General features: G+C 66.6%; 13 protein-coding genes and 1 pseudogene. 6 read left to right on the top strand and 8 right to left on the bottom strand.

Annotated elements, in window-relative coordinates; all coding sequences use genetic code 11:
• Nucleotides 1-112: 112 nt before the first annotated feature.
• Nucleotides 113-670 carry a hypothetical protein gene (locus PSK12I2_RS0109510; protein WP_027598208.1) on the bottom strand — a complete coding sequence of 186 codons (558 nt, stop codon included), beginning with the start codon at nucleotides 668-670 and terminating at the stop codon, nucleotides 113-115.
• A gap of 72 nt (nucleotides 671-742) precedes the next feature.
• Between PSK12I2_RS0109510 and PSK12I2_RS0109505 the strand changes: the two genes are divergently transcribed.
• Complete coding sequence (locus PSK12I2_RS0109505) at nucleotides 743-1,210, top strand: tRNA (cytidine(34)-2'-O)-methyltransferase (RefSeq protein ID WP_007161318.1); 468 nt, start codon at nucleotides 743-745, stop codon at nucleotides 1,208-1,210.
• 76 nt (nucleotides 1,211-1,286) lie between these two features.
• Nucleotides 1,287-3,635 (top strand): FdhF/YdeP family oxidoreductase, encoded by a 2,349-nt coding sequence (locus PSK12I2_RS0109500; protein ID WP_256203964.1) that lies wholly within the window; start codon nucleotides 1,287-1,289, stop codon nucleotides 3,633-3,635.
• A 248-nt stretch (nucleotides 3,636-3,883) separates the two neighbouring features.
• On the opposite strand, the gene putA is transcribed toward PSK12I2_RS0109500, so the two are convergent.
• Both putA and PSK12I2_RS0109490 read right to left on the bottom strand, forming a co-directional pair.
• A complete protein-coding gene (putA, locus tag PSK12I2_RS0109495) occupies nucleotides 3,884-7,852 on the bottom strand; it encodes a trifunctional transcriptional regulator/proline dehydrogenase/L-glutamate gamma-semialdehyde dehydrogenase (RefSeq protein ID WP_027598206.1) in 3,969 nt (1,322 codons plus the stop codon).
• A gap of 267 nt (nucleotides 7,853-8,119) precedes the next feature.
• Nucleotides 8,120-9,112 (bottom strand): LLM class oxidoreductase, encoded by a 993-nt coding sequence (locus tag PSK12I2_RS0109490; protein ID WP_027598205.1) that lies wholly within the window; start codon nucleotides 9,110-9,112, stop codon nucleotides 8,120-8,122.
• A gap of 479 nt (nucleotides 9,113-9,591) precedes the next feature.
• Between PSK12I2_RS0109490 and PSK12I2_RS25485 the strand changes: the two are divergent.
• A pseudogene (locus PSK12I2_RS25485) lies at nucleotides 9,592-10,611 on the top strand (HAMP domain-containing protein); the annotation flags it as partial.
• A complete protein-coding gene (locus tag PSK12I2_RS25480; protein ID WP_371100438.1) occupies nucleotides 10,597-11,469 on the top strand; it encodes a methyl-accepting chemotaxis protein in 873 nt (290 codons plus the stop codon). The pseudogene PSK12I2_RS25485 and the gene PSK12I2_RS25480, both read left to right, overlap by 15 nt.
• A 127-nt stretch (nucleotides 11,470-11,596) precedes the next feature.
• Here the strand turns inward: PSK12I2_RS25480 and PSK12I2_RS0109480 are convergent, their stop codons facing one another.
• From PSK12I2_RS0109480 to yrfG, 5 genes are all read right to left on the bottom strand, one after another.
• Nucleotides 11,597-12,139, bottom strand: a complete 543-nt coding sequence (locus PSK12I2_RS0109480) for a nucleotidyltransferase family protein (RefSeq protein WP_027598203.1) — start codon at nucleotides 12,137-12,139, stop codon at nucleotides 11,597-11,599.
• A 38-nt stretch (nucleotides 12,140-12,177) separates the two neighbouring features.
• Nucleotides 12,178-14,502, bottom strand: a complete 2,325-nt coding sequence (locus tag PSK12I2_RS0109475; RefSeq protein ID WP_037007633.1) for an FdhF/YdeP family oxidoreductase — start codon at nucleotides 14,500-14,502, stop codon at nucleotides 12,178-12,180.
• Between the two features lie 16 nt (nucleotides 14,503-14,518).
• Nucleotides 14,519-15,334, bottom strand: coding sequence for a formate dehydrogenase accessory sulfurtransferase FdhD (gene fdhD, locus PSK12I2_RS0109470; protein WP_027598201.1), 816 nt, complete (start codon nucleotides 15,332-15,334; stop codon nucleotides 14,519-14,521).
• Nucleotides 15,335-15,428: 94 nt separating this feature from the next.
• The gene (locus PSK12I2_RS0109465) at nucleotides 15,429-16,322 is read right to left on the bottom strand and encodes a LysR family transcriptional regulator (RefSeq protein WP_007161326.1); all 894 of its coding nucleotides are present in this window, start codon (nucleotides 16,320-16,322) and stop codon (nucleotides 15,429-15,431) included.
• Nucleotides 16,323-16,399: 77 nt separating this feature from the next.
• Nucleotides 16,400-17,059 (bottom strand): GMP/IMP nucleotidase, encoded by a 660-nt coding sequence (yrfG, locus tag PSK12I2_RS0109460; protein WP_007161327.1) that lies wholly within the window; start codon nucleotides 17,057-17,059, stop codon nucleotides 16,400-16,402.
• 63 nt (nucleotides 17,060-17,122) lie between these two features.
• Between yrfG and nudE the strand changes: the two genes are divergently transcribed.
• Both nudE and cysQ read left to right on the top strand, forming a co-directional pair.
• Nucleotides 17,123-17,689: an ADP compounds hydrolase NudE gene (gene nudE, locus PSK12I2_RS0109455; protein WP_027598200.1), complete on the top strand. Its 567-nt coding sequence runs from the start codon at nucleotides 17,123-17,125 to the stop codon at nucleotides 17,687-17,689.
• On the top strand, nucleotides 17,686-18,528 hold the full coding sequence (cysQ, locus tag PSK12I2_RS0109450; protein WP_037007631.1) for a 3'(2'),5'-bisphosphate nucleotidase CysQ: 843 nt from the start codon (nucleotides 17,686-17,688) through the stop codon (nucleotides 18,526-18,528). The genes nudE and cysQ overlap by 4 nt, the downstream gene beginning before the upstream one ends.
• Nucleotides 18,529-18,533 lie beyond the last annotated feature (5 nt).

The raw sequence follows: 18,533 nt of genomic DNA, 5'->3' as shown, positions 1-18,533 counted from the left end.
CAGCAAGGACGTAGGGGTCGACAAAGGAGGACTAAGCTTCAAAACAATCCGGCTCCGCACCCCGTTCCGCTCTGGTGCAAAGCAGCGGCCTTTTGCCTGATAACGGGGCATTTCAGGGTGTCAGCGGGACCTCGACGTGGAGCACCCAATCCTCGCCGGCTTCGACGATGCGGTCGCTGGCCTGCAAGGCACCACCCACACCGACCAGCAGCACCTTCAGGTCCTGGCCATCCTGGCGCACGGTCCAGGAAAAGCTGCCGCCCGGCCGCGCCACCCGCCCCTGGCGTTCGCCGCCGTCCCAGCGAGCGCGGGGCAGGCGCAGGCTGAGGGCGCCATCGGGGCGATAGCGTTCGTAGAACAGCGAGCGGTCGGCGGTGATCAGCAATTCGAAGCGCCCCGCCTCCTGATGAGCCTCCACCCCCAGGATGACCGGGCGGCGGGCCTCGGCCGACCAGGGATCGGGATGGGTGCGCTGGTACACCAGCTGACCGAGGATCATGCCGAACAGCCCGGCGCCGAGGGCCGCCGAGGCCAGCCAGAGGATCAGGCGCTGGCGCTGGCCGCGCCATTCGGCCTTGAGCAGATCGGGATCTTCCACCCGCGCCAGTTCGTCCCGGCGGGCGCGCTGTTCGCGCAGCAGCCAGTCGACCAGCCGGCGCCAGAGGTTCATCGTCCTACCCCGCTCGCGACGGCGCGACGGCGGCGCAGTACCATAGGCGCTTTGCCAGGCGCCCTGCCCTTCATGTTCGACATCATCCTCTACCAACCGGAAATTCCGCCCAATACCGGCAACGTCATTCGCCTGTGCGCCATTACCGGCTGCCGCCTGCATCTGATCGAGCCGCTGGGTTTTGCGCTGGACGACAAGAAACTGCGTCGCGCCGGCTTGGACTACCACGAGTGGTCCAGCGTGCGGACCCATGCCAGCCTCGCGGCCTGTATAGCAGATTTGCAGCCGCCCCGACTGCTGGCCTTCACCACCAAGGCCAGCCATCCCTTCACCGAGATCGCCTATGCGCCGGGCGATGCCCTGCTGTTCGGTCCGGAAAGTCGCGGGCTGCCGGCCGAGGTGCTGGAGTCGCTGCCGCCCGAACAGCGGCTGCGCCTGCCGATGCTACCCAATCGCCGCAGCCTCAATCTGTCCAATACCGTGGCCGTGGCGGTCTACGAAGGCTGGCGCCAACTGGGCTTCGCCGCACCGCCTGGCTGACCACCAGAACCTTCCCGCCAGACGCGTCGTCCCATGACCTACAGGCACATCGCCAGACAGTCACGTGAGGCGCACCATGAGCAAGATCGGCAAACCCAAGGTTGAACGCTATGACGCGCCCTCCGGTGGCTGGGGCTCGGCACGCTCGGTGACCGAGATCGTCCTGCGTGAACGGGTGCCGCTCAAGTCCGGTGCGCTGCTGGCCCGGCAGAACAAGCACGGCGGCTTCGCCTGCGTGAGTTGCGCCTGGGCCAAGCCGGGCAAGCCCCATCCGCTGGAATTCTGCGAGAACGGCGCCAAGGCCACTGCCTGGGAGGTCACCAGCAAGAGATGCGGACCGGAATTCTTCGCCCAGCATTCGCTCAGCGAACTGCGTGGCTGGCGCGACTATGACCTGGAAGAGGTTGGCCGGCTCACCCATCCGCTGCGCTACGACGCCGCCACCGACCGCTATCGTCCGGTGAGCTGGGCCGAGGCCTTCGCCGACATCGGCGCCGAACTCAAGGCGCTGGCGCCGGACTCGGTGATCTTCTACGCCTCGGGTCGTGCGGCGCTGGAGACCTCCTACCTCTATCAGCTCTATGCCCGCCTGTACGGCACCAACAACCTGCCGGACAGTTCCAATATGTGCCACGAGAGCACCTCGGTCGCTCTGCCCAAAAGTATTGGCGTGACCGTGGGTACCGTGACCCTGAACGACTTCGATCAGGCCGACTGCCTGCTGTTCTTTGGCCAGAATCCGGGCAGCAACAGTCCGCGGATGCTGCATGACCTGCAGGAGGCGCGCAAACGCGGCGCGCCCATCATCACCTTCAATCCCCTGCGCGAGCGCGGCCTGGAAACCTTCGTCAATCCGCAGTCGCCGGTGGAGATGCTGACCGACCAGCCCACCCAGATCAGCACCCAGTACCATCAGCTCAAGCCCGGTGGCGACACCGCGGCCCTCGCCGGTCTGTGCAAGGCCTTGCTGGCGGCTGATGATCTCGCGCGCGAACAGGGCCAACCGGCCGTGCTCGACCATGCCTTCATCGCCGAGCATTGCCACGGCTTCGCCGACTTCTGCGAGTGGTTGCAGCGCCAGGAATGGCCGCAGCTGGAGCGCCAGTCGGGGCTGACCCGCAGCGCTCTGGAAGCAGCCGCTGCCGTCTATGGTCGCTGTCAGAAGGTCATCGGCATCTATGGCATGGGGCTGACCCAGCATCGCCATGGCGTGGAAACCATCCAGATGCTGACCAACCTGCTGCTCATGCGCGGCAACATCGGCAAGCCCGGCGCCGGCATCTGCCCGGTGCGCGGGCATTCCAACGTCCAGGGCCAGCGCACCGTGGGCATCACCGAGAAGCCGGAGCTGGCGCCGCTCGAACAGCTGGGCGAGCGCTTCGGCTTCGCCCCGCCACAGGACAAGGGTCGCAATACCGTGGAAGCCTGCGAGGGTATCCTCGACGGCTCGGTGAAGGCCTTCATCAGCCTGGGCGGCAACTTCCTGCGCGCCATTCCCGAGACCAGCCTGATGGAGCCGGCCTGGCGCACCCTGCGCCTGTCGGTGCAGATCGCCACCAAGCTCAATCGCAATCATCTGGTGCCGGCGGACAAGACCTATCTGCTGCCCTGCCTGGGGCGTACCGAAATCGATCGCCAGAATGGGGTGGAACAGGCCCACAGCACCGAGGACAGTACCGGCTGCATCCACGGCTGGCGTGGCGTAGCCGAGCCGCCCGAAGGCGACCTGCTGTCCGAGCCGGCCATCGTCGCCGGCCTGGCCAAGGCCACCCTGCCCGACAACCCGCAGGTCACCTGGGACGCCTGGATCGCCGACTATGCGCTGATCCGCGACGAGATCGCGCGCTCCTTCCCGGAGATCTTCCACGACTTCAATGCGCGGATGTGGGAGGTGGGCGGTTTCCATCGCCCGCTGCCGGCGGCCAAGCGTGAATGGAAGACCGACACCGGCAAGGCCAATCTCATCGTGCCGCGCAGCCTGGAAGAAGATCCGGACATGCCCGCCCGCGGGCGTGACGTCCTGACCCTGATGACGCTGCGCAGCAACGACCAGTTCAACACCACCATCTACGGCTATCACGATCGCTTTCGCGGCGTGAAGGGCACCCGTGCGGTGCTGCTGATGAATCGCAACGACATCGAACGCCTGGGCCTGGCCGAGGGCGACAAGGTGCAGGTGTCGACGGTGGCCGATGACGGCGTGCGCCGTGAGGTGGGTCCGCTGCGCGTCACGCCCTACAACATTCCGGAAGGGGCCTGTGGCGGCTACTACCCCGAATGCAACGCCCTGATCCCCCTCTGGCACCACGCCGAAGGCAGCAAGGTGCCAGCGGCCAAGGCCATCCCGGTACGCCTGAACAAACTGATCGCCGCCAACGATGGCAGCTTTCCGGTGGAACCGGAGGGGTATGGGGCGCTGTATTAGGTCCTGCTATCGGAGCCAGACAGCGAGTATGCCTGCTGGGCTTCGCTGCGCTCAACCCAACCTACGGACGTGCATTCGTAGGTTGGGTCAAGACGGCTCCACTGTCGAAGCCCAACAGCCCTGGGCCTATCCCTCGCACCTCGCCCTCATCTCAACCCTCTCCCGAAGGGAGAAGGGGCAACGCGACGCGCGTCCGTAGGTTGGGTTGAGACGACTCCACCGTCGAAGCCAATCAGCCAATCAGCCAATCAGCCAATCGTCATCAGACTCGCATTACCACCCGCCGCTGCGGTATTCACGCTCAGGGCGCGCTCGATGAGCAGGCGCTCCAGCGGAATGGCGGTCTCGCCGCGGGCCAGGCCCTGGACGCCGACGATGGGACCATTGCGCTTGGCCACCTGCTGGCAGACCTGGCGCAGCTGATCGGAATCGCCGTGGTGCAGGACCGCCTCGAAGGCGACCTCGTCCTTGCGCCAGTCAGCCGCCACCTGAACCCGCGCGCGCACGGCGTGCGGCAGGCGCGTCAGCGTCGTCTTGTGGGCGTCCTCGACCAGGGCCGTGCTGCCCACCGCCATGACCGCCGCCAATTGCAGCAGCAGATCGCTTTCGTCGGCCGCCAGGCACAGCACCCGGCTGCGCGGCAGCAGGCTGTAGCTGTTGCGCTCGCCGGTCGGACCCGGCAGCAGGCGGGTCAGGCCGCTCAGGGATTCCTCGGCGAATCTCAGGCAGGCCTGCTCCAGCTCGCCCAGGCCCTGTTGCCTGGCCCAGTCGTGCAGGGCGCCCAGCGGATTGCCGGCCTGCTGGCGCAGGGCATCGCGTACCTGCCATTCGGTCTCGCCGGTGCTGCCCTTGGCCAGAGCCACCGCGGGATCGCCATCGGGACGGGTGCTGAGCAGGCGATAGAGGTACAGCGGGCCACCGGCCTTGGGACCGGTGCCCGAGAGGCCTTCGCCACCGAAGGGCTGCACCCCGACCACCGCGCCGACCATGTTGCGGTTGACGTAGAGGTTGCCGGCATGGGCGCGTTCCACCACCTTGGCGATGGTCTCGTCGATGCGGGTGTGCACGCCGAAGGTCAGGCCATAGCCGGTGGCGTTGATCTGGTCGATGACCTTGTCCAGGTCCTTGCGGCCATAGCGCACCACGTGCAGCACCGGGCCGAAGACCTCGCGACCCAGTTCCGCCAGGCTCTCCAGCTCGATCAGGGTGGGCATGACGAAGGTGCCGCGGTGGATGGCATCGCCTTCCACGCGCCCGCCCTGGTGCACCCGGCGACCCTTACCGCGCAGGGTCTGGATGTGCTTGTCGATGGTGGCCTTGGCCTCGCCGTCGATCACCGGGCCGATGTCGATGGCCAGATTCTCCGGATTGCCCAGTCGGCATTCGGCCATGGCGCCCTTGAGCATTTCCAGCACGCGATCGGCCACGTCGTCCTGCACGCAGAGCACGCGCAGGGCCGAGCAGCGCTGACCGGCGCTGTCGAAGGCGGAGGCCACCACGTCGGCGACCACCTGCTCGGCCAGGGCCGAGGAGTCGACGATCATGGCGTTCTGGCCACCGGTCTCGGCGATCAGCGGGATCGGCCGGCCCTGGGCGTCCAGGCGTCCGGCGATGTTGCGCGCCAGGATCTGCGCCACCTCGGTGGAGCCGGTGAACATCACGCCCTTGACCCGCACATCGTTGACCAGGGCAGCGCCGATGGTGGAGCCCTCGCCCGGCAGCAGTTGCAGCACGCCTTCGGGGATGCCGGCCTCCAGCAGGATACGCACGGCCTGGGCGGCGATCAGCGGGGTCTGCTCGGCCGGCTTGGCCAGCACGGTGTTGCCGGCGGCCAGCGCCGCGGCGATCTGGCCGCTGAAGATGGCCAGGGGGAAGTTCCAGGGGCTGATGCAGACCACCGGACCCAGCGGGCGGTGGCTGTCGTTGGCGAAGTCACGACGCACCAGGGCGGCGTAGTAGCGCAGGAAGTCCACCGCCTCGCGCACCTCGGCGATGGCATTGGCGTAGGTCTTGCCGGCCTCGCGCACCAGCAGGCCCATCAGCGGCTGGATCTGCGCCTCCATCAATTCGGCGGCGCGATCCAGGGCGGCGGCGCGCTGCTCGGGCGGCGTGGATTGCCAGATGGGTGCGGCGGCCAGGGCTTCTTCCAGGGCGATGTCGACATCGGCACGGGTGGCGTTGCTGACCTGACCGACGCGATCGCGGCGATCGGCCGGATTGAGCACCGGTTGCGCAATCGACGGCTCGCTGGCGCGACCCAGCAGCGGGCGGGCTTCCCAGGCGGTGTTGCCACTGGCCAGCAGGGCCGCGGACAGCGAACCCAGGCGGTGTTCGCTGGACAGGTCCAGACCGCTGGAATTGCAGCGCTCGGCGCCGTACAGAGCGCTGGGATGGGGAATGCGCGGATGCGGCAGGCCGATGGCGCCTTCATTGGTGGACTGCTGCTCGATCTGCACCACCGGATCGGCCACCAGCTCGTCGAGGGAGATGGAATGGTCGGCGATGCGGTTGACGAAGGAGGTGTTGGCGCCGTTTTCCAGCAGGCGGCGGACCAGGTAGGCCAGCAGCGTCTCGTGGGTGCCCACCGGGGCATAGATGCGGCACGGCCGTGCCAGCTTGCCGTCCTTGACGCTGCCCACCACCTGCTCGTACAGCGGCTCGCCCATGCCGTGCAGGCACTGGAATTCGTACTGGCCGGGGTAGTAGTTCTGCCCGCCGAGCTGGTAGATGGCGGCCAGGGTGTGGGCGTTGTGGGTGGCGAATTGCGGATAGATGGATTCCGGTGCCGCCAGGAGCTTGCGGGCGCAGGCCAGGTAGGCCACGTCGGTGTAGACCTTCCGGGTATAGACCGGATAGCCCTCCAGGCCTTCCACCTGGGCGCGCTTGATCTCGCTGTCCCAGTAGGCGCCCTTGACCAGGCGGATCATCAGACGCCGACGGCTGCGCTTGGCCAGGTCGATCAGGTAGTCGATCACCAGCGGGCAGCGCTTCTGGTAGGCCTGGATGACGAAGCCGATGCCGTTCCAGCCGGCCAGCTGCGGCTCGAAGGACAGGCGCTCCAGGAGATCCAGGGAGATCTCCAGGCGATCGGCTTCCTCGGCGTCGATGTTCAGGCCGATGTCGTAGCGCTTGGCCAGCAGGGTCAGTTCCAGCAGGCGCGGATAGAGCTCGCTCATCACCCGGTCGTACTGGGCGCGGCTGTAGCGCGGATGCAGTGCCGAGAGCTTGATGGAGATACCCGGGCCCTCGTAGATGCCACGGCCGTGGGAGGCCTTGCCGATGGAGTGGATGGCCTGCTCGTAGGAGGCCAGGTAGCGGCGGGCATCGGCCTCGGTCAGGGCGGCTTCGCCGAGCATGTCGTAGCTGTAGCGGAAGCCTTTCGCCTCGAACTTGCTGGCGTTGGCCAGGGCTTCGGCGATGGTCTCGCCGGTGACGAACTGCTCGCCCATGAGGCGCATGGCCATGTCCACGCCCTTGCGGATCACCGGCTCGCCGCTCTTGCCGATGAGGCGATTGAGCGAACTGGTGAGGCCGGCCTCGTTGTGGGTCGAGACCAGGCGGCCGGTCAGCAGCAGGCCCCAGGTGGCGGCGTTGACGAACAGCGAGGGGCTGTTGCCCAGGTGCGGCTGCCAGTTGCCGGTGCTGATCTTGTCGCGGATCAGCGCATCGCGGGTGCCCTTGTCGGGGATGCGCAGCAGGGCTTCGGCCAGGCACATCAGGGCCACGCCCTCCTGGGACGACAGCGAGAATTCACGGAGCAGACTCTGCACCATTCCGGAGCGCCCGGTTGCACCCTTGGCATTACGCAGCTTCTCGGCGATGCGGTGAGCCAGTTCATGGGTGGCCTTGGCCTGGGCCGCCGGCAGGCGCGCCTGCTCCAGCAGCAGCGGCAGCAGCTCTTCTTCCGGCCGGCGATAGGCCGCGGTGATGGCCGAGCGCAGTACCGATTGCGGCAGGATGCTTTCGGCGAATTCCAGGAAGGGCTGGTAGACCGGATCGGCCAGCGCCTCGACGGCTTCGTTGTCGCCCTCGGCCAGACGCTGGGCGATGCCCTGCAGATCGGCCAGGGTCGCGCCGCTTTCCAGGGTTTCCAGATAGGTATAGATGGCCTGCTTGATCAACCAGTGGGGCGTCCGATCGATACGGCGCGCCGCTTCCTTGAGGCGATCGCGGGTGGCTTCGTCGAGCTTTACGCCCAGGGTGGTTGTAGTGGCCATGCGCAGGTCCTCAAGCAAGAAGGCGTCGAAATTCGGCGCAGCTTAGCGCCGCTCGAAAGAAAAGTGCAACCAAGTGCAACCCGCAAGGTTCTACCGTCGATCCGGTTGCACCAAAAGCTAGGTAACAGAACGGAAGGTTATGCAGAGATCAGGCCAAGGGGTGCGACCCGGTTGAACCCCTACCACAGGGGAATCGCCTGCCCAGGTGACGACGGCCGGGAATCGTTAGCCAGACAAGTGTTACCTGGCGCCACACCGCGACGATCGCTACGGCTGCAGGGAAGGAAAGTGCGGGAGCACGAATTCGCCCAGTTCCTGGACCACTTCGCTGGCCGGACGCCGTGAGGGGCGCAGGTTAAGCGCCAGGTGATTGACGCCGGCTTCCTGCAACTGACCAAGGTAGTCCACCAACGCCCGCCGCCCGCAGGACAAGCCGGCATGGATGGGCCGAGGCGGCTGAGCCGGATCGCTGACCAGCTCGAAGAACAGCCCCTGGGCGAAGGGCTTGAACAACTCGCGCCCGCCGATCTCGTCCAGCGCCTCGCGCCAGACCCGCGTCAGCGCCGGAACATGTTCGGCCGGTACGAAGTAATAGAACCAGCCATCGGCCTTGGCGGCGATCCAGTCCACCGTTTGCCGACTGCGCCCGGTGACCAGCGCCGGAATGCGCCCATGCACGGGTTTGGGCACCAGATCGGCCAGCCCCTGCAGATCGCCGAAGCGGCGAAAGGCCCCCAGCGGGAAATTAGTCTCGCCGGCCAGGCGAAACATCTCGAAGGCATCGCGAAAGCGCTCGCCCCGCCGCTCGAATTCACTCTCCAGGCCGAAGGCCGGGTATTCCACCGGGCGATCGCCGGAGGCCACCCCCAGCACCAGCCGGCCATCGCTCAACTGGTCGACCGAAGCCGCCATCTTGGCCAGGTGCAGCGGATGGCGCAGGGTGATGACGGCGCTGCCGGTGGCCAGGGTCAGGTGCTGGGTGATGCCCGCCAGATAGCCGAGATAGGTGAAGGGCTCGAACACTTGGCCGGCATCGTTGAAGCCGGGATCGTAGAAGGGCACGTCGCGCGCCCAGAGCGCCGCGAAGCCCAGTTGGTCGGCCAGCCGCGCCAGGCGGGCGTGGTCGCGCAGGGTCGGCATGGGATCGTCGGGATAGCCCTCCAGTGGCAGCAGAAAGCCTAGGGTCAGGCGCCCGGGTGCGAACAGCCGCGAAAAGCCCGGATGCTGAAGAAAGGCGCGGCGACGCTCCGTGGTGGACATGGGGATTCCTTGCCGGAGAGGGAAAGCGAATGACCTTCTATGGAGTCTAGCGGCATTCCAGGGTTCGCCGGACAGTCGATGAGAGCGGCGAAGGTGTTCATCGCCGTCTGCGCGAGCGGGAGCCGCTGGCCGCCAGCGAAGAACCGTCCCGCCAAATCCCCTTCTCTCCGGATACAGGCCAGCGCCTCTGCTCCTGCCTTTTGGTCATATCTCTAAAGCCAGACTAATAAAAAGCAATCCCTCAACTAACACGGATTGTCCAAGGCCAAATTTCGACAAAAAATTCTATATATATCAATAGCGCTAACAGCGAATGTCAGGAAACGAAATCACTCTTGATATTGATATATAAGAATTAGACTTACCATTATTTAAAGGTTGTAAACACCTAACTTTTTTACATTACCCTCGGCTAGAATCCGACGCCCTCCGCCCCTCTCAAACTCCGGAACTTTCCGCCGAACATTGGAAATAGCCTTATGAAGATGAGCAACATGAGTGTTCGTACGAAGCTGTTTTCCGGCTTTACCATCCTGATCATTCTGTCCCTGGCTATCGCCTATGCCGGCTGGGACGGCATCCAGGCCCTGGGCCGACGCGGCAACCTGATCGAACAGTTCACCCAAATCGGTCTACTCGCCCGAGACATGCGCAATGCCCGCAAGGATTTCGCCCTCATGCCGGAAGCCGACCAGGCCGCTCGCTGGAAAGGCGGCATCGATGCCCTCGAACAGCAACTAGAGAATGTCCGTCCACTGTTCAAACGTCCGGAAAGCACAGCACTACTGGCCCGTACCGAACAGACCCTCAGGGAATACCGCGATATCTATCAGCAGGCGCTCAAGGTGACCCAGGATCGCACCACCGCGATCCAGGACATTCGCGATACGGGCGACATGATGGACCAGCGATTGCAGGAGGCATCCAGCGCCCTGGATCGTGAGCGCGATCAAGCCAGCGCCCAGCTGCCCTCCCTGCTGGCGGCGCTGCAGCAGCTGCGGATCCACTTGCACCTCTATGTGCTCAAGTCCGCCGGGCCACAACAGGAAGCCTTGCTGGCGTCCCTGACCAAGACCGGTGACGTGCTCAAGACCTTGCCTCCGACCCCGGAATTGCAGCAGCTGCCAGGACTTCTCGACCAGTATCAGCGTCAGGTCCACCAGCTGTTCAGCGTCCAGAAGGCGTTCCAGGACGTCAATCTGGGGCTCTACCAGCATATCCAGATGTTGCTCAAGACCTCCGACGAGATGAAGCAGCTACAGAGCCAGTTCCGCCTCGACGATATCCGCGAAGCCAAGCTGATGCTCTTTGGCGGGCTGCTGCTGGCGGTACTGCTCAGCCTGGTCGCGGCCTGGGTCATCACCCGCTCCATCGTGACGCCGCTGCGCCAGACCCTGGTGACCGTGGAACAGCTCGCTGCGGGCGACCTGACCGTGCAGATCGAGGCAGCGCGCAAGGACGAGATCGGCCAGTTGCAGGCGGCCATGCAGCGCATGATCGTCAATCTGAGCGACCTGATCCGCGAGCAGAAGGACGGCGTCATCCAGGTCGCCAGTGCCGCCGAAGAACTCTCCGCCGTCACCGAGCAGACGCGCGCTGGCGCCTCGGCGCAGAAGATGGAGACCGAGCAGATCGCCACCGCCATGCAGCAGATGAGCGCCACCATCAACGAGGTGGCGCGCAATGCCGAACAGGCGTCAACCACCGCCCGCGAGGCCACGCTCAAGACCCGGGAGGGTGACGAGATGGTCAACCAGGTCGCCACTCAGATTCAGAGCCTGGCCCAGGAAGTGGACAGCACCCAGGCCACCATGGAGTTGCTCAGGCAGGATGCCGACCGCATCGGCGGCGTGCTGGACGTGATCAAGGCGGTCGCCGAGCAGACCAATCTGCTGGCGCTCAACGCCGCCATCGAGGCCGCTCGCGCCGGTGAAGCCGGACGTGGCTTCGCCGTGGTCGCCGACGAGGTGCGCGGCCTGGCGCAGCGTACGCGCACCTCCACCGACGAGATCGCCAGCCTCATCACCCGACTGCACGGCAGCACCGACAAGATGAGCGCCGCCCTCGACCGCAATATCGAACTGACCGGCGAAAGCGTCGACCTGACCCGCCAGGCAGGCGTGGTGCTGGGCAGCGTCAGCAGTGCGGTGAGCGAGATCGAGGCCATGAACGAGCAGATCGCCACCGCGGTCGAGCAACAGAGTGCGGCCAGTGAAAACATCAGCCGCAGCGTGGTCAAGGTCCACGAAGTGGCCGACCAGACCGCCGCCGCCACCGAGAAAACCGCCGGCTCCAGCACCGAACTGGCCAACCTGAGCCTGCAGCTGCAAGAGCTGACGTCGCGCTTCAGGGTCTGAGACCCGGGCCAGGCGATGCTCGGGAATCGCCTGGCCGCACCCCGGCCGCAACGCCTCGCGCTCGACCGGGCCGCGCTGCCGGAAGGCCACGGGCGACGCGCCTGACCCACACCCGCGCGAGCCCCCCTCAAGCGGTCTGAATACGCAACCGCGGCCAACGCTCCAGCCAGCCCTTGGTCGCGAGCCGCTGGCGAAAGGCTTCGGGTCGTGGACGCCAGGGATTGGGCGTGAGATGCAGGGCGAAGAGCCCTTCCTGGGCGAAGGGGCTGACCACTTCGAGCTCGCCGTCGGCGGTCAGGCGCGCGGCCAGGGCAGACTCGACCTCGACCCAAAAACGCATGGCGTCCAGGCTATCGCCATAACGCGCATCGTCATTGCGCAGGTGCATGGCGGCTTGATTGCGTACCGACCAGGGCCAGCCCGGCGCCTGCGCCGCCAACAGCGCTTCGATTTCCCTGTCCCGCTCGGGCCGGCAGTCAGTCGCGTCGAAATAGATGACATCCAGATCCGCCAGCGGCGTCGACTCGGCGTGGCCATGCAGTCGATCCCACACCAGGTTGCGTACGAAGCCCGCGGCCAGCCAGGCGTCGGGCAGGTGCAGGTCGGCAAGAGTGGCGAGCAGCCGGCAGCGGACCGGATCCGCGCCGAGCCAGGTGACGATGCGCTGCATGGCTGCCCTCCCGAATCGAGAGGACAGCCTAACCCCGATCAGGCCACCGAGGCGATGCGGTTGCCGGCGCTGGCCTTCTCGACCTTGATGGCGACGAACTTGGAGGTGGGCGTGAAGCTGCCCTCGCCGTAGCTTTCCAGGGGCACCAGCGGATTGGTCTCCGGGTAGTAGCCGGCTGCCTGGCCGACCGGGATGTCGAACGGCAACGCAGTGAAGCCGCGGACCCGGCGCTCGAGGCCGTCGTCCCACAGGGCGACCAGATCCACCTTCTCGCCGGCGGCCACGCCCAGGCGATCCAGATCGGCCTGGTTGACGAAGACCACGTCGCGCTGGCCCTTCACGCCGCGATAGCGGTCGTCGAGGCTGTAGATGGTGGTGTTGTACTGGTCGTGGGATCTCATGGTCTGCAGGATCAGGTCGGGCTTGATGCCCTGGCGACGGACCGCGTCCGGCAAGAGGTCATGCAACAGCGCATTGGCAGCGAAGTTGGCCTTGCCGGTGGGGGTGTTCCACTCCCGGCGTCCGGCCTTGTTGCCCAGGTAGAAGCCGCCGGGTGCGGCGAGACGGGCGTTGAAGTCCTGGAAGCCGGGAATGACGTCGGCGATTAGGTCGCGGATGCGGTCGTAATCCTCGATCAGCCAGTCCCAGTCCACCGGATGGTTGCCCAGGGTGGCTTTGGCCAGGCCGGCAACGATGGCCGGCTCGGACTTCATCTGCGACGACAGCGGCCGCAGGATACCGGCCGAGGCGTGCACCATGCTGAAGCTGTCTTCCACGGTGATCGCCTGCTTGCCACCCCTCTGCACGTCCATCTCGGTGCGGCCCAGGCAGGGCAGGATCAGCGCCTGGCGACCGGTCACCAGGTGGCTGCGGTTGAGCTTGGTGGCGATATGCACGGTCAGGTCGCACTTGCGCAGCGCCCTGTGGGTGCGCGGGGTGTCCGGGGTCGCCTGGGCGAAGTTGCCGCCGAGGCCGATGAACACCTTGGCCTTGCCCTGCTCCATGGCGGCGATGGCTTCCACGGTGTTGTGACCACGATTGCGTGGCGGCTCGAAGGCGAAGCGCTTGGCCAGGGCGTCGCTGAGCCAGGCCGGGGCCTTCTCGTCGATGCCCATGGTGCGGTCGCCCTGGACGTTGCTGTGGCCGCGCACCGGGCAGAGGCCGGCGCCGGGCCGGCCGATGTGACCGCAGAGCAGCTGCAGGTTGGCGATCTCCTGCACCGTGGCCACCGAATGGCGGTGCTGGGTGATGCCCATGGCCCAGCAGATGATGACCTTCTCGGCGCGGGCATACATGCGCGCGGCCTGTTCGATCTCGTGCAGCGACAAGCCCGACTGGCGCTCGATCAGCTCCCAGGAGGTGGCGTCGACCTGGGCCAGGTAGTCGTCCATGCCCAGGGTGTGGGCGGCGATGAAATCGTGGTCGAAGACGCGCTTGGCGCCCTTGGCAGCGGCTTCGCGCTCCCACTGCAGGAGGTACTTGGCGATGCCGCGCAGCGCCGCCATGTCGCCGCCCAGGGCCGGACGGAAGTAGGCGGTGTTGGTCGGCCGCGAGTCGTTGGTCAGCATCTCCAGCGGACTTTGCGGATGCTGGAAGCGCTCCAGGCCGCGCTCCTTGAGCGGGTTGAAGCAGACCACCTGGGCGCCGCGCTTCACCGCGTTGCGCAGGGTTTCGATCATGCGCGGGTGGTTGGTGCCGGGGTTCTGGCCGATGACGAAGATGGCATCCGCCTCGTCCAGGTCGTGATAGGTCACGGTACCCTTGCCGACGCCGATGCTGCGGCCCAGGCCCACGCCGCTGGCCTCGTGGCACATGTTCGAGCAGTCGGGGAAGTTGTTGGTGCCGTAGGCGCGCACGAACAGCTGATAGAGGAAGGCCGCCTCGTTGCTGGCGCGCCCCGAGGTGTAGAACTCGGCTTCGTCGGGGCTGGCCAGGGCCTTGAGCTCCTTGGCGATCAGCGCGAAGGCGGCGTCCCAGGCGATGGGCACATAGCGATCGGTGGCCGCGTCATAGCGCAGCGGCTCGGTCAGCCGGCCCTGGTATTCGAGCCAGTAGTCGCTCTGCTCCAGCAGCGAGGTCACGCTGTGGCGAGCGAAGAAGGCGGCATCGACGCGGCGCTTGGTGGCTTCCCAGTTGACCGCCTTGGCGCCGTTCTCGCAGAACTTCACCAGGCCGTTTTCCGGGGCCTCGCCCCAGGCGCAGCCGGGGCAATCGAAGCCATGGTCCTGGTTGGTCTTGAGCAGGGTACGCAGATTCTTGAAGGCGTTGCCGCTGTCGAGCCAGAAGTGCACCACGCTCTTCAGGGCGCCCCAGCCGGCGGCGGGGCCTTGATAGGGTTTGAAGGACTGCTGAGGTTTGTTCATGGCGATTCCCGTGGGATCAAGGGGCCACCGGCGCCGGGGCATAGACCCGCGGCGGCGACCGGTGTGGCAGATGGATCAGATTGAGACGATGACGGCGCGCCCACTCCACGGCCAGCCCGGTAGGCGCCGACAGGGTGATGAGGGTGGCGAGTCCGGCCCGCACCGCCTTGTGGATGAGTTCGAGGCTGCAACGGCTGGTGACCACCACGCAGCCCTCGCGCACCGGCTGGCGCTGGCGCAACAGGGCGCCGATCAGCTTGTCCAGGGCGTTGTGGCGACCGATGTCCTCGCGGCACAGGGTCAGTTCGCCCTGGCCGTCGATGAACAGCGCGGCGTGCACCGCGCCGCTGCGCTGGCCCAGGTCCTGGGCGGCATCGATGCGCTGGCGTAGGTCGTGCAGGTGGGCGGCCGGTGGCAGCGGCACCTTGCGCAGGCGATCCAGCTGCGGCAGCGCCTGTTCCAGGGCCTCGACCCCGCACAGGCCGCAGCCACTGGTGCCGGCCAGCTGGCGGCGCTGCTGCTTGAGCGCCCAGAAGGTGCGGCTGCTGATCTCGACGTCGACATTGAGGGCTTCGCCGACGCGCCGCACCTGGATGCCATAGATGTCGTCGATGGCATCGACGATGCCGGCGCTGAGGCTGAAACCGACCACGTAGTCTTCGACGTCGGCCGGCGTCGCCATCATCACCGCATGGCTGATGCCGTTGTAGGCGATGGCCAGCGCCACCTCCTCGGCCAGCGGCTGTTCGCCGCGCACGGCAGGCTGCTCCAGCTCGGCGAAGGCATAGCCGGCGGGGGGCGCGGCAACGAGGTCTGGCGAATCCTGGGACATGGGCGAAAACGACCTGCGGCGGTTTGACACAGATCAAAGATTAACCAGCACATCCCGGGGCGTCTAATCGCTATGACCGATGCCTTGATAAACGCTATCTATCACTCTCGGCATAGAGCGCCTTGACCGCCTGGAAACAGGCATCGGCGACCGCCAGTCGGGGTTCGGTCCGACGAATGAGCAGCCCCAGGGGCGCCAGGGTACGGGCCGTGGCGATGGGGATCAGCCGCGCATGGGGGGTGAGACGGTCGAAACCGCCGGCCAGGGGCACCACGGCACAGCAGAGACCGGCATTGACCGCCTGCAGGAGCAGATAGACGGCGTCGGTCTCCAGCACCGGCTGTGGCGTCAACCCCAGGCTGCGAAAGCCATGGTCCACCGACTGGCGAAAATGCATGGCGCCGGTAAGCAGGCCGAGCGGCAAGCCGGCCACCGCCTGCCAATCCAGCGCGGCCTGGTCGAAGCTGAAATGCCGCTCGTCATAGAGCAGGCCCATGCGCGTCTCGGTCAGGGTCAGGCTGTCGAAGCGCGCCGGATCCAGGTGTTCCAGGTAGGAGATGCCCAGCTCCAGGCGATTGCTGGCCACGGCTTCGAGGATGCGCTCGGTGCTGAGCACCTGCAGCTGGAAATGCAGCTTGGGGTGCAGCAGGCGCAGGTGCTGCAGCAGCGGCATGGGATCGAAGCTGGCCAGCGGCACCAGGCCGACCCTCAGGGTGCCCACCAGTTGCCCCTGGAAGGCCTGGGCCTCGGCATAGAGACCGTCATGGGCGGCCATCAGGGTGCGCGCCCAGGCGAGGATGCGCTGCCCCGCCTCGGTGAATCCCTCGAAGCGCTGCCCGCGACGCACCAGCTCCACCCCCAGCTCGTCTTCCAGGCCACGCAGGCGCATGGACAGGGTCGGCTGGGTGACGTGGCAGCGCGCCGCCGCCTGGCCGAAGTGACGCGTCTCGTCCAGGGCGATGAGAAAGCGCAGTTGCTTGATATCCACTGATTACCTCCGGGCGCTCTGCCCCCTCTCCCCCCGGGAGAGGGCCGGGGTGAGGGTCGCCAGGACTGCGGCAGTCCTCACTGCGGCAGCAGCTCGCGATAATCCCGCACCGCCTCGAATTCCTCGCTGTCCTTGGGACCGCGCCGGCTGTCCGGCTCGTGGATCGCCAGCAGGTGGGCGACGCCGTAGTCGCGGGCGCTGCGCAGGATCGGCAGGTTGTCGTCGATGAACAGGGTGCGCGCCGGATCGAAGGCGAAGTCGGCCTGCAGGGCGTGCCAGAACTGCTGCTCCTCCTTGGGAAAGCCGTAGTCGTGGGAGCTGATCAGCCGATCGAAATAGGGCGCCAGCTCGATACGCTCCAGCTTCAGCGACAGGGAATCGCGGTGGGCGTTGGTGATCAGCGCCACCCGCTTGCCGGCGCGTTGCAGGGCGGCGAGAAAGGTGTCGGCGTCCGGCCGCAGGGCGATCAGGTGGGCGATCTCCTCCTTGAGTTCGCGCATGGAAAAGCCCAGCTCGGCGCTCCAGAAGTCCAGGCAGTACCAGGTCAGCTTGCCCTGGTGACTGAGAAACAGCGGCTCCAGCTCGGCCTTGGCCAGCGCCAGGGACTGGCCGTGGCGCTCGGCATAGCGCTGCGGCAGGTACTCCAGCCAGAAATGGTTGTCGAAATGCAGATCGAGCAGGGTGCCGTCCATGTCCAGCAACACGGTATCGATACGGCTCCAGTCGAGAGGGGTCATGGTGACTCCGGATCATGTAACAGGCGGGTTATCATACCCGTCCGCCCAGCCCAGGAGCCGTCCATGCGCCAGAAACCCACTGTTCTCGCCCGACAGATCGTGGCCAAGAGCCGCCTGTTCACCGTCGAGGAGATGCAGTTGCGCTTCGCCAACGGCGAGGAACGCACCTACGAGCGCCTGGCCAACAAGGGCACCGGTCATGGCGCGGTGATGGTGGTGGCCCTGCAGGACGCCACCCACGCCCTGCTCATCGAGGAATACTGCGGCGGCGTGGAAGACTACGAACTGTCGCTGCCCAAGGGCCTGGTGGAGCCGGGCGAGGAGATCCTCGACGCCGCCAATCGCGAACTCAAGGAAGAGGCCGGCTTTGGCGCGCGCCAGCTGGAATACCTCACCGCCCTGTCGCTGAGCCCGGGCTACATGAGTCAGCGCATCCACGTGGTGCTGGCCCGCGACCTCTATCCCGAGCGCCTGCCGGGCGACGAACCCGAGCCCCTGGAAGTCAGCAGCGTCGACCTGCGCGAACTGTCGCAGCTGGTGCAGAATCCGCGCTTTTCCGAAGGCCGCGCCCTGGCCGCCCTCTACCTGGTACGCGACCTGCTCACCCAACGCGGAGAACTGCCGGCATGATGGCGCCCGTTTCCATTACCGCGCCCCTGGTGCTCAACGTCATCGACCTGGTGCGCCAGGCCGGCGCGGCCATCCTGCCCCATTGGCGCCAGGGCGTGGCGGTGCGGCAGAAGAGCGACGACTCGCCGGTGACCGCCGCCGACCTCGCCGCCCACCGGGTGCTGGCCGAAGGCCTGGCGCGCCTGACCCCGGACGTGCCGGTGCTGTCGGAAGAAGCCTGTGACATCCCCTTCGCGGCGCGCAGCGCCTGGGACGTCTGGTGGGTGGTCGACCCCCTGGACGGCACCAAGGAATTCATCGACGGCAGCGAGGAATTCACCGTCAACGTGGCCCTGGTCGAGCGCGGCCAGGTGATCTTTGGCGTGGTCGGCATCCCCACCCGGGACGTCTGCTTCAGCGGCGGCCGCGAACTGGGCGCCTTCCGCATCCAGGGCGAGGACGGCGTCGAGATAGGCGTGCGCACCCAACCGGAAGAAGCCTTCACCGTGGTCGCCAGTCGCCGCCACGGCAGTCCGGCGCAGCAGCGCCTGCTGGAAGAACTGGGCACCACGCTGGGCGAACCCAAGCTGGTCAGCGTCGGCAGCTCGCTCAAGTTCTGCCTCCTGGCCGAAGGCCTGGCCGACTTCTATCCCCGGCTCGCCCCCACCTCCCAGTGGGACACCGCCGCCGCCCAGGGCGTGCTGGAAGGCGCCGGCGGCGAGGTCCTGACCCTGGACGGCCAGCCCCTCACCTACGAGATGCGCGAGTCCTTTCTCAATCCGCACTTCCTCGCCCTGCCCCGCGAGGCCACCTGGCGGCAGCAGGTGCTGGAGCTGGCCGGAGCCCTGGGCGACGCCTGAGGCCG

The sequence above is a fragment of the Pseudomonas sp. MOIL14HWK12:I2 genome, from assembly GCF_000510745.1.
Lineage (GTDB): Bacteria > Pseudomonadota > Gammaproteobacteria > Pseudomonadales > Pseudomonadaceae > Chryseomonas > Chryseomonas oryzihabitans.
The sequence above is the reverse complement of the archived record's forward strand: the minus strand, read 5'-3'. Positions and strand labels throughout refer to the sequence as shown.

What these genes read in the sequence shown, in the direction of transcription:
- PSK12I2_RS0109510 (WP_027598208.1), bottom strand. Translation starts at nt 670, where the DNA reads ATGAACCTCTGGCGCCGGCTGGTCGACTGGCTGCTGCGCGAACAGCGC.
- PSK12I2_RS0109505 (WP_007161318.1), top strand. Translation starts at nt 743, where the DNA reads ATGTTCGACATCATCCTCTACCAACCGGAAATTCCGCCCAATACCGGC.
- PSK12I2_RS0109500 (WP_256203964.1), top strand. Translation starts at nt 1,287, where the DNA reads ATGAGCAAGATCGGCAAACCCAAGGTTGAACGCTATGACGCGCCCTCC.
- putA (WP_027598206.1), bottom strand. Translation starts at nt 7,852, where the DNA reads ATGGCCACTACAACCACCCTGGGCGTAAAGCTCGACGAAGCCACCCGC.
- PSK12I2_RS0109490 (WP_027598205.1), bottom strand. Translation starts at nt 9,112, where the DNA reads ATGTCCACCACGGAGCGTCGCCGCGCCTTTCTTCAGCATCCGGGCTTT.
- PSK12I2_RS25480 (WP_371100438.1), top strand. Translation starts at nt 10,597, where the DNA reads ATGCAGCGCATGATCGTCAATCTGAGCGACCTGATCCGCGAGCAGAAG.
- PSK12I2_RS0109480 (WP_027598203.1), bottom strand. Translation starts at nt 12,139, where the DNA reads ATGCAGCGCATCGTCACCTGGCTCGGCGCGGATCCGGTCCGCTGCCGG.
- PSK12I2_RS0109475 (WP_037007633.1), bottom strand. Translation starts at nt 14,502, where the DNA reads ATGAACAAACCTCAGCAGTCCTTCAAACCCTATCAAGGCCCCGCCGCC.
- fdhD (WP_027598201.1), bottom strand. Translation starts at nt 15,334, where the DNA reads ATGTCCCAGGATTCGCCAGACCTCGTTGCCGCGCCCCCCGCCGGCTAT.
- yrfG (WP_007161327.1), bottom strand. Translation starts at nt 17,059, where the DNA reads ATGACCCCTCTCGACTGGAGCCGTATCGATACCGTGTTGCTGGACATG.
- nudE (WP_027598200.1), top strand. Translation starts at nt 17,123, where the DNA reads ATGCGCCAGAAACCCACTGTTCTCGCCCGACAGATCGTGGCCAAGAGC.
- cysQ (WP_037007631.1), top strand. Translation starts at nt 17,686, where the DNA reads ATGATGGCGCCCGTTTCCATTACCGCGCCCCTGGTGCTCAACGTCATC.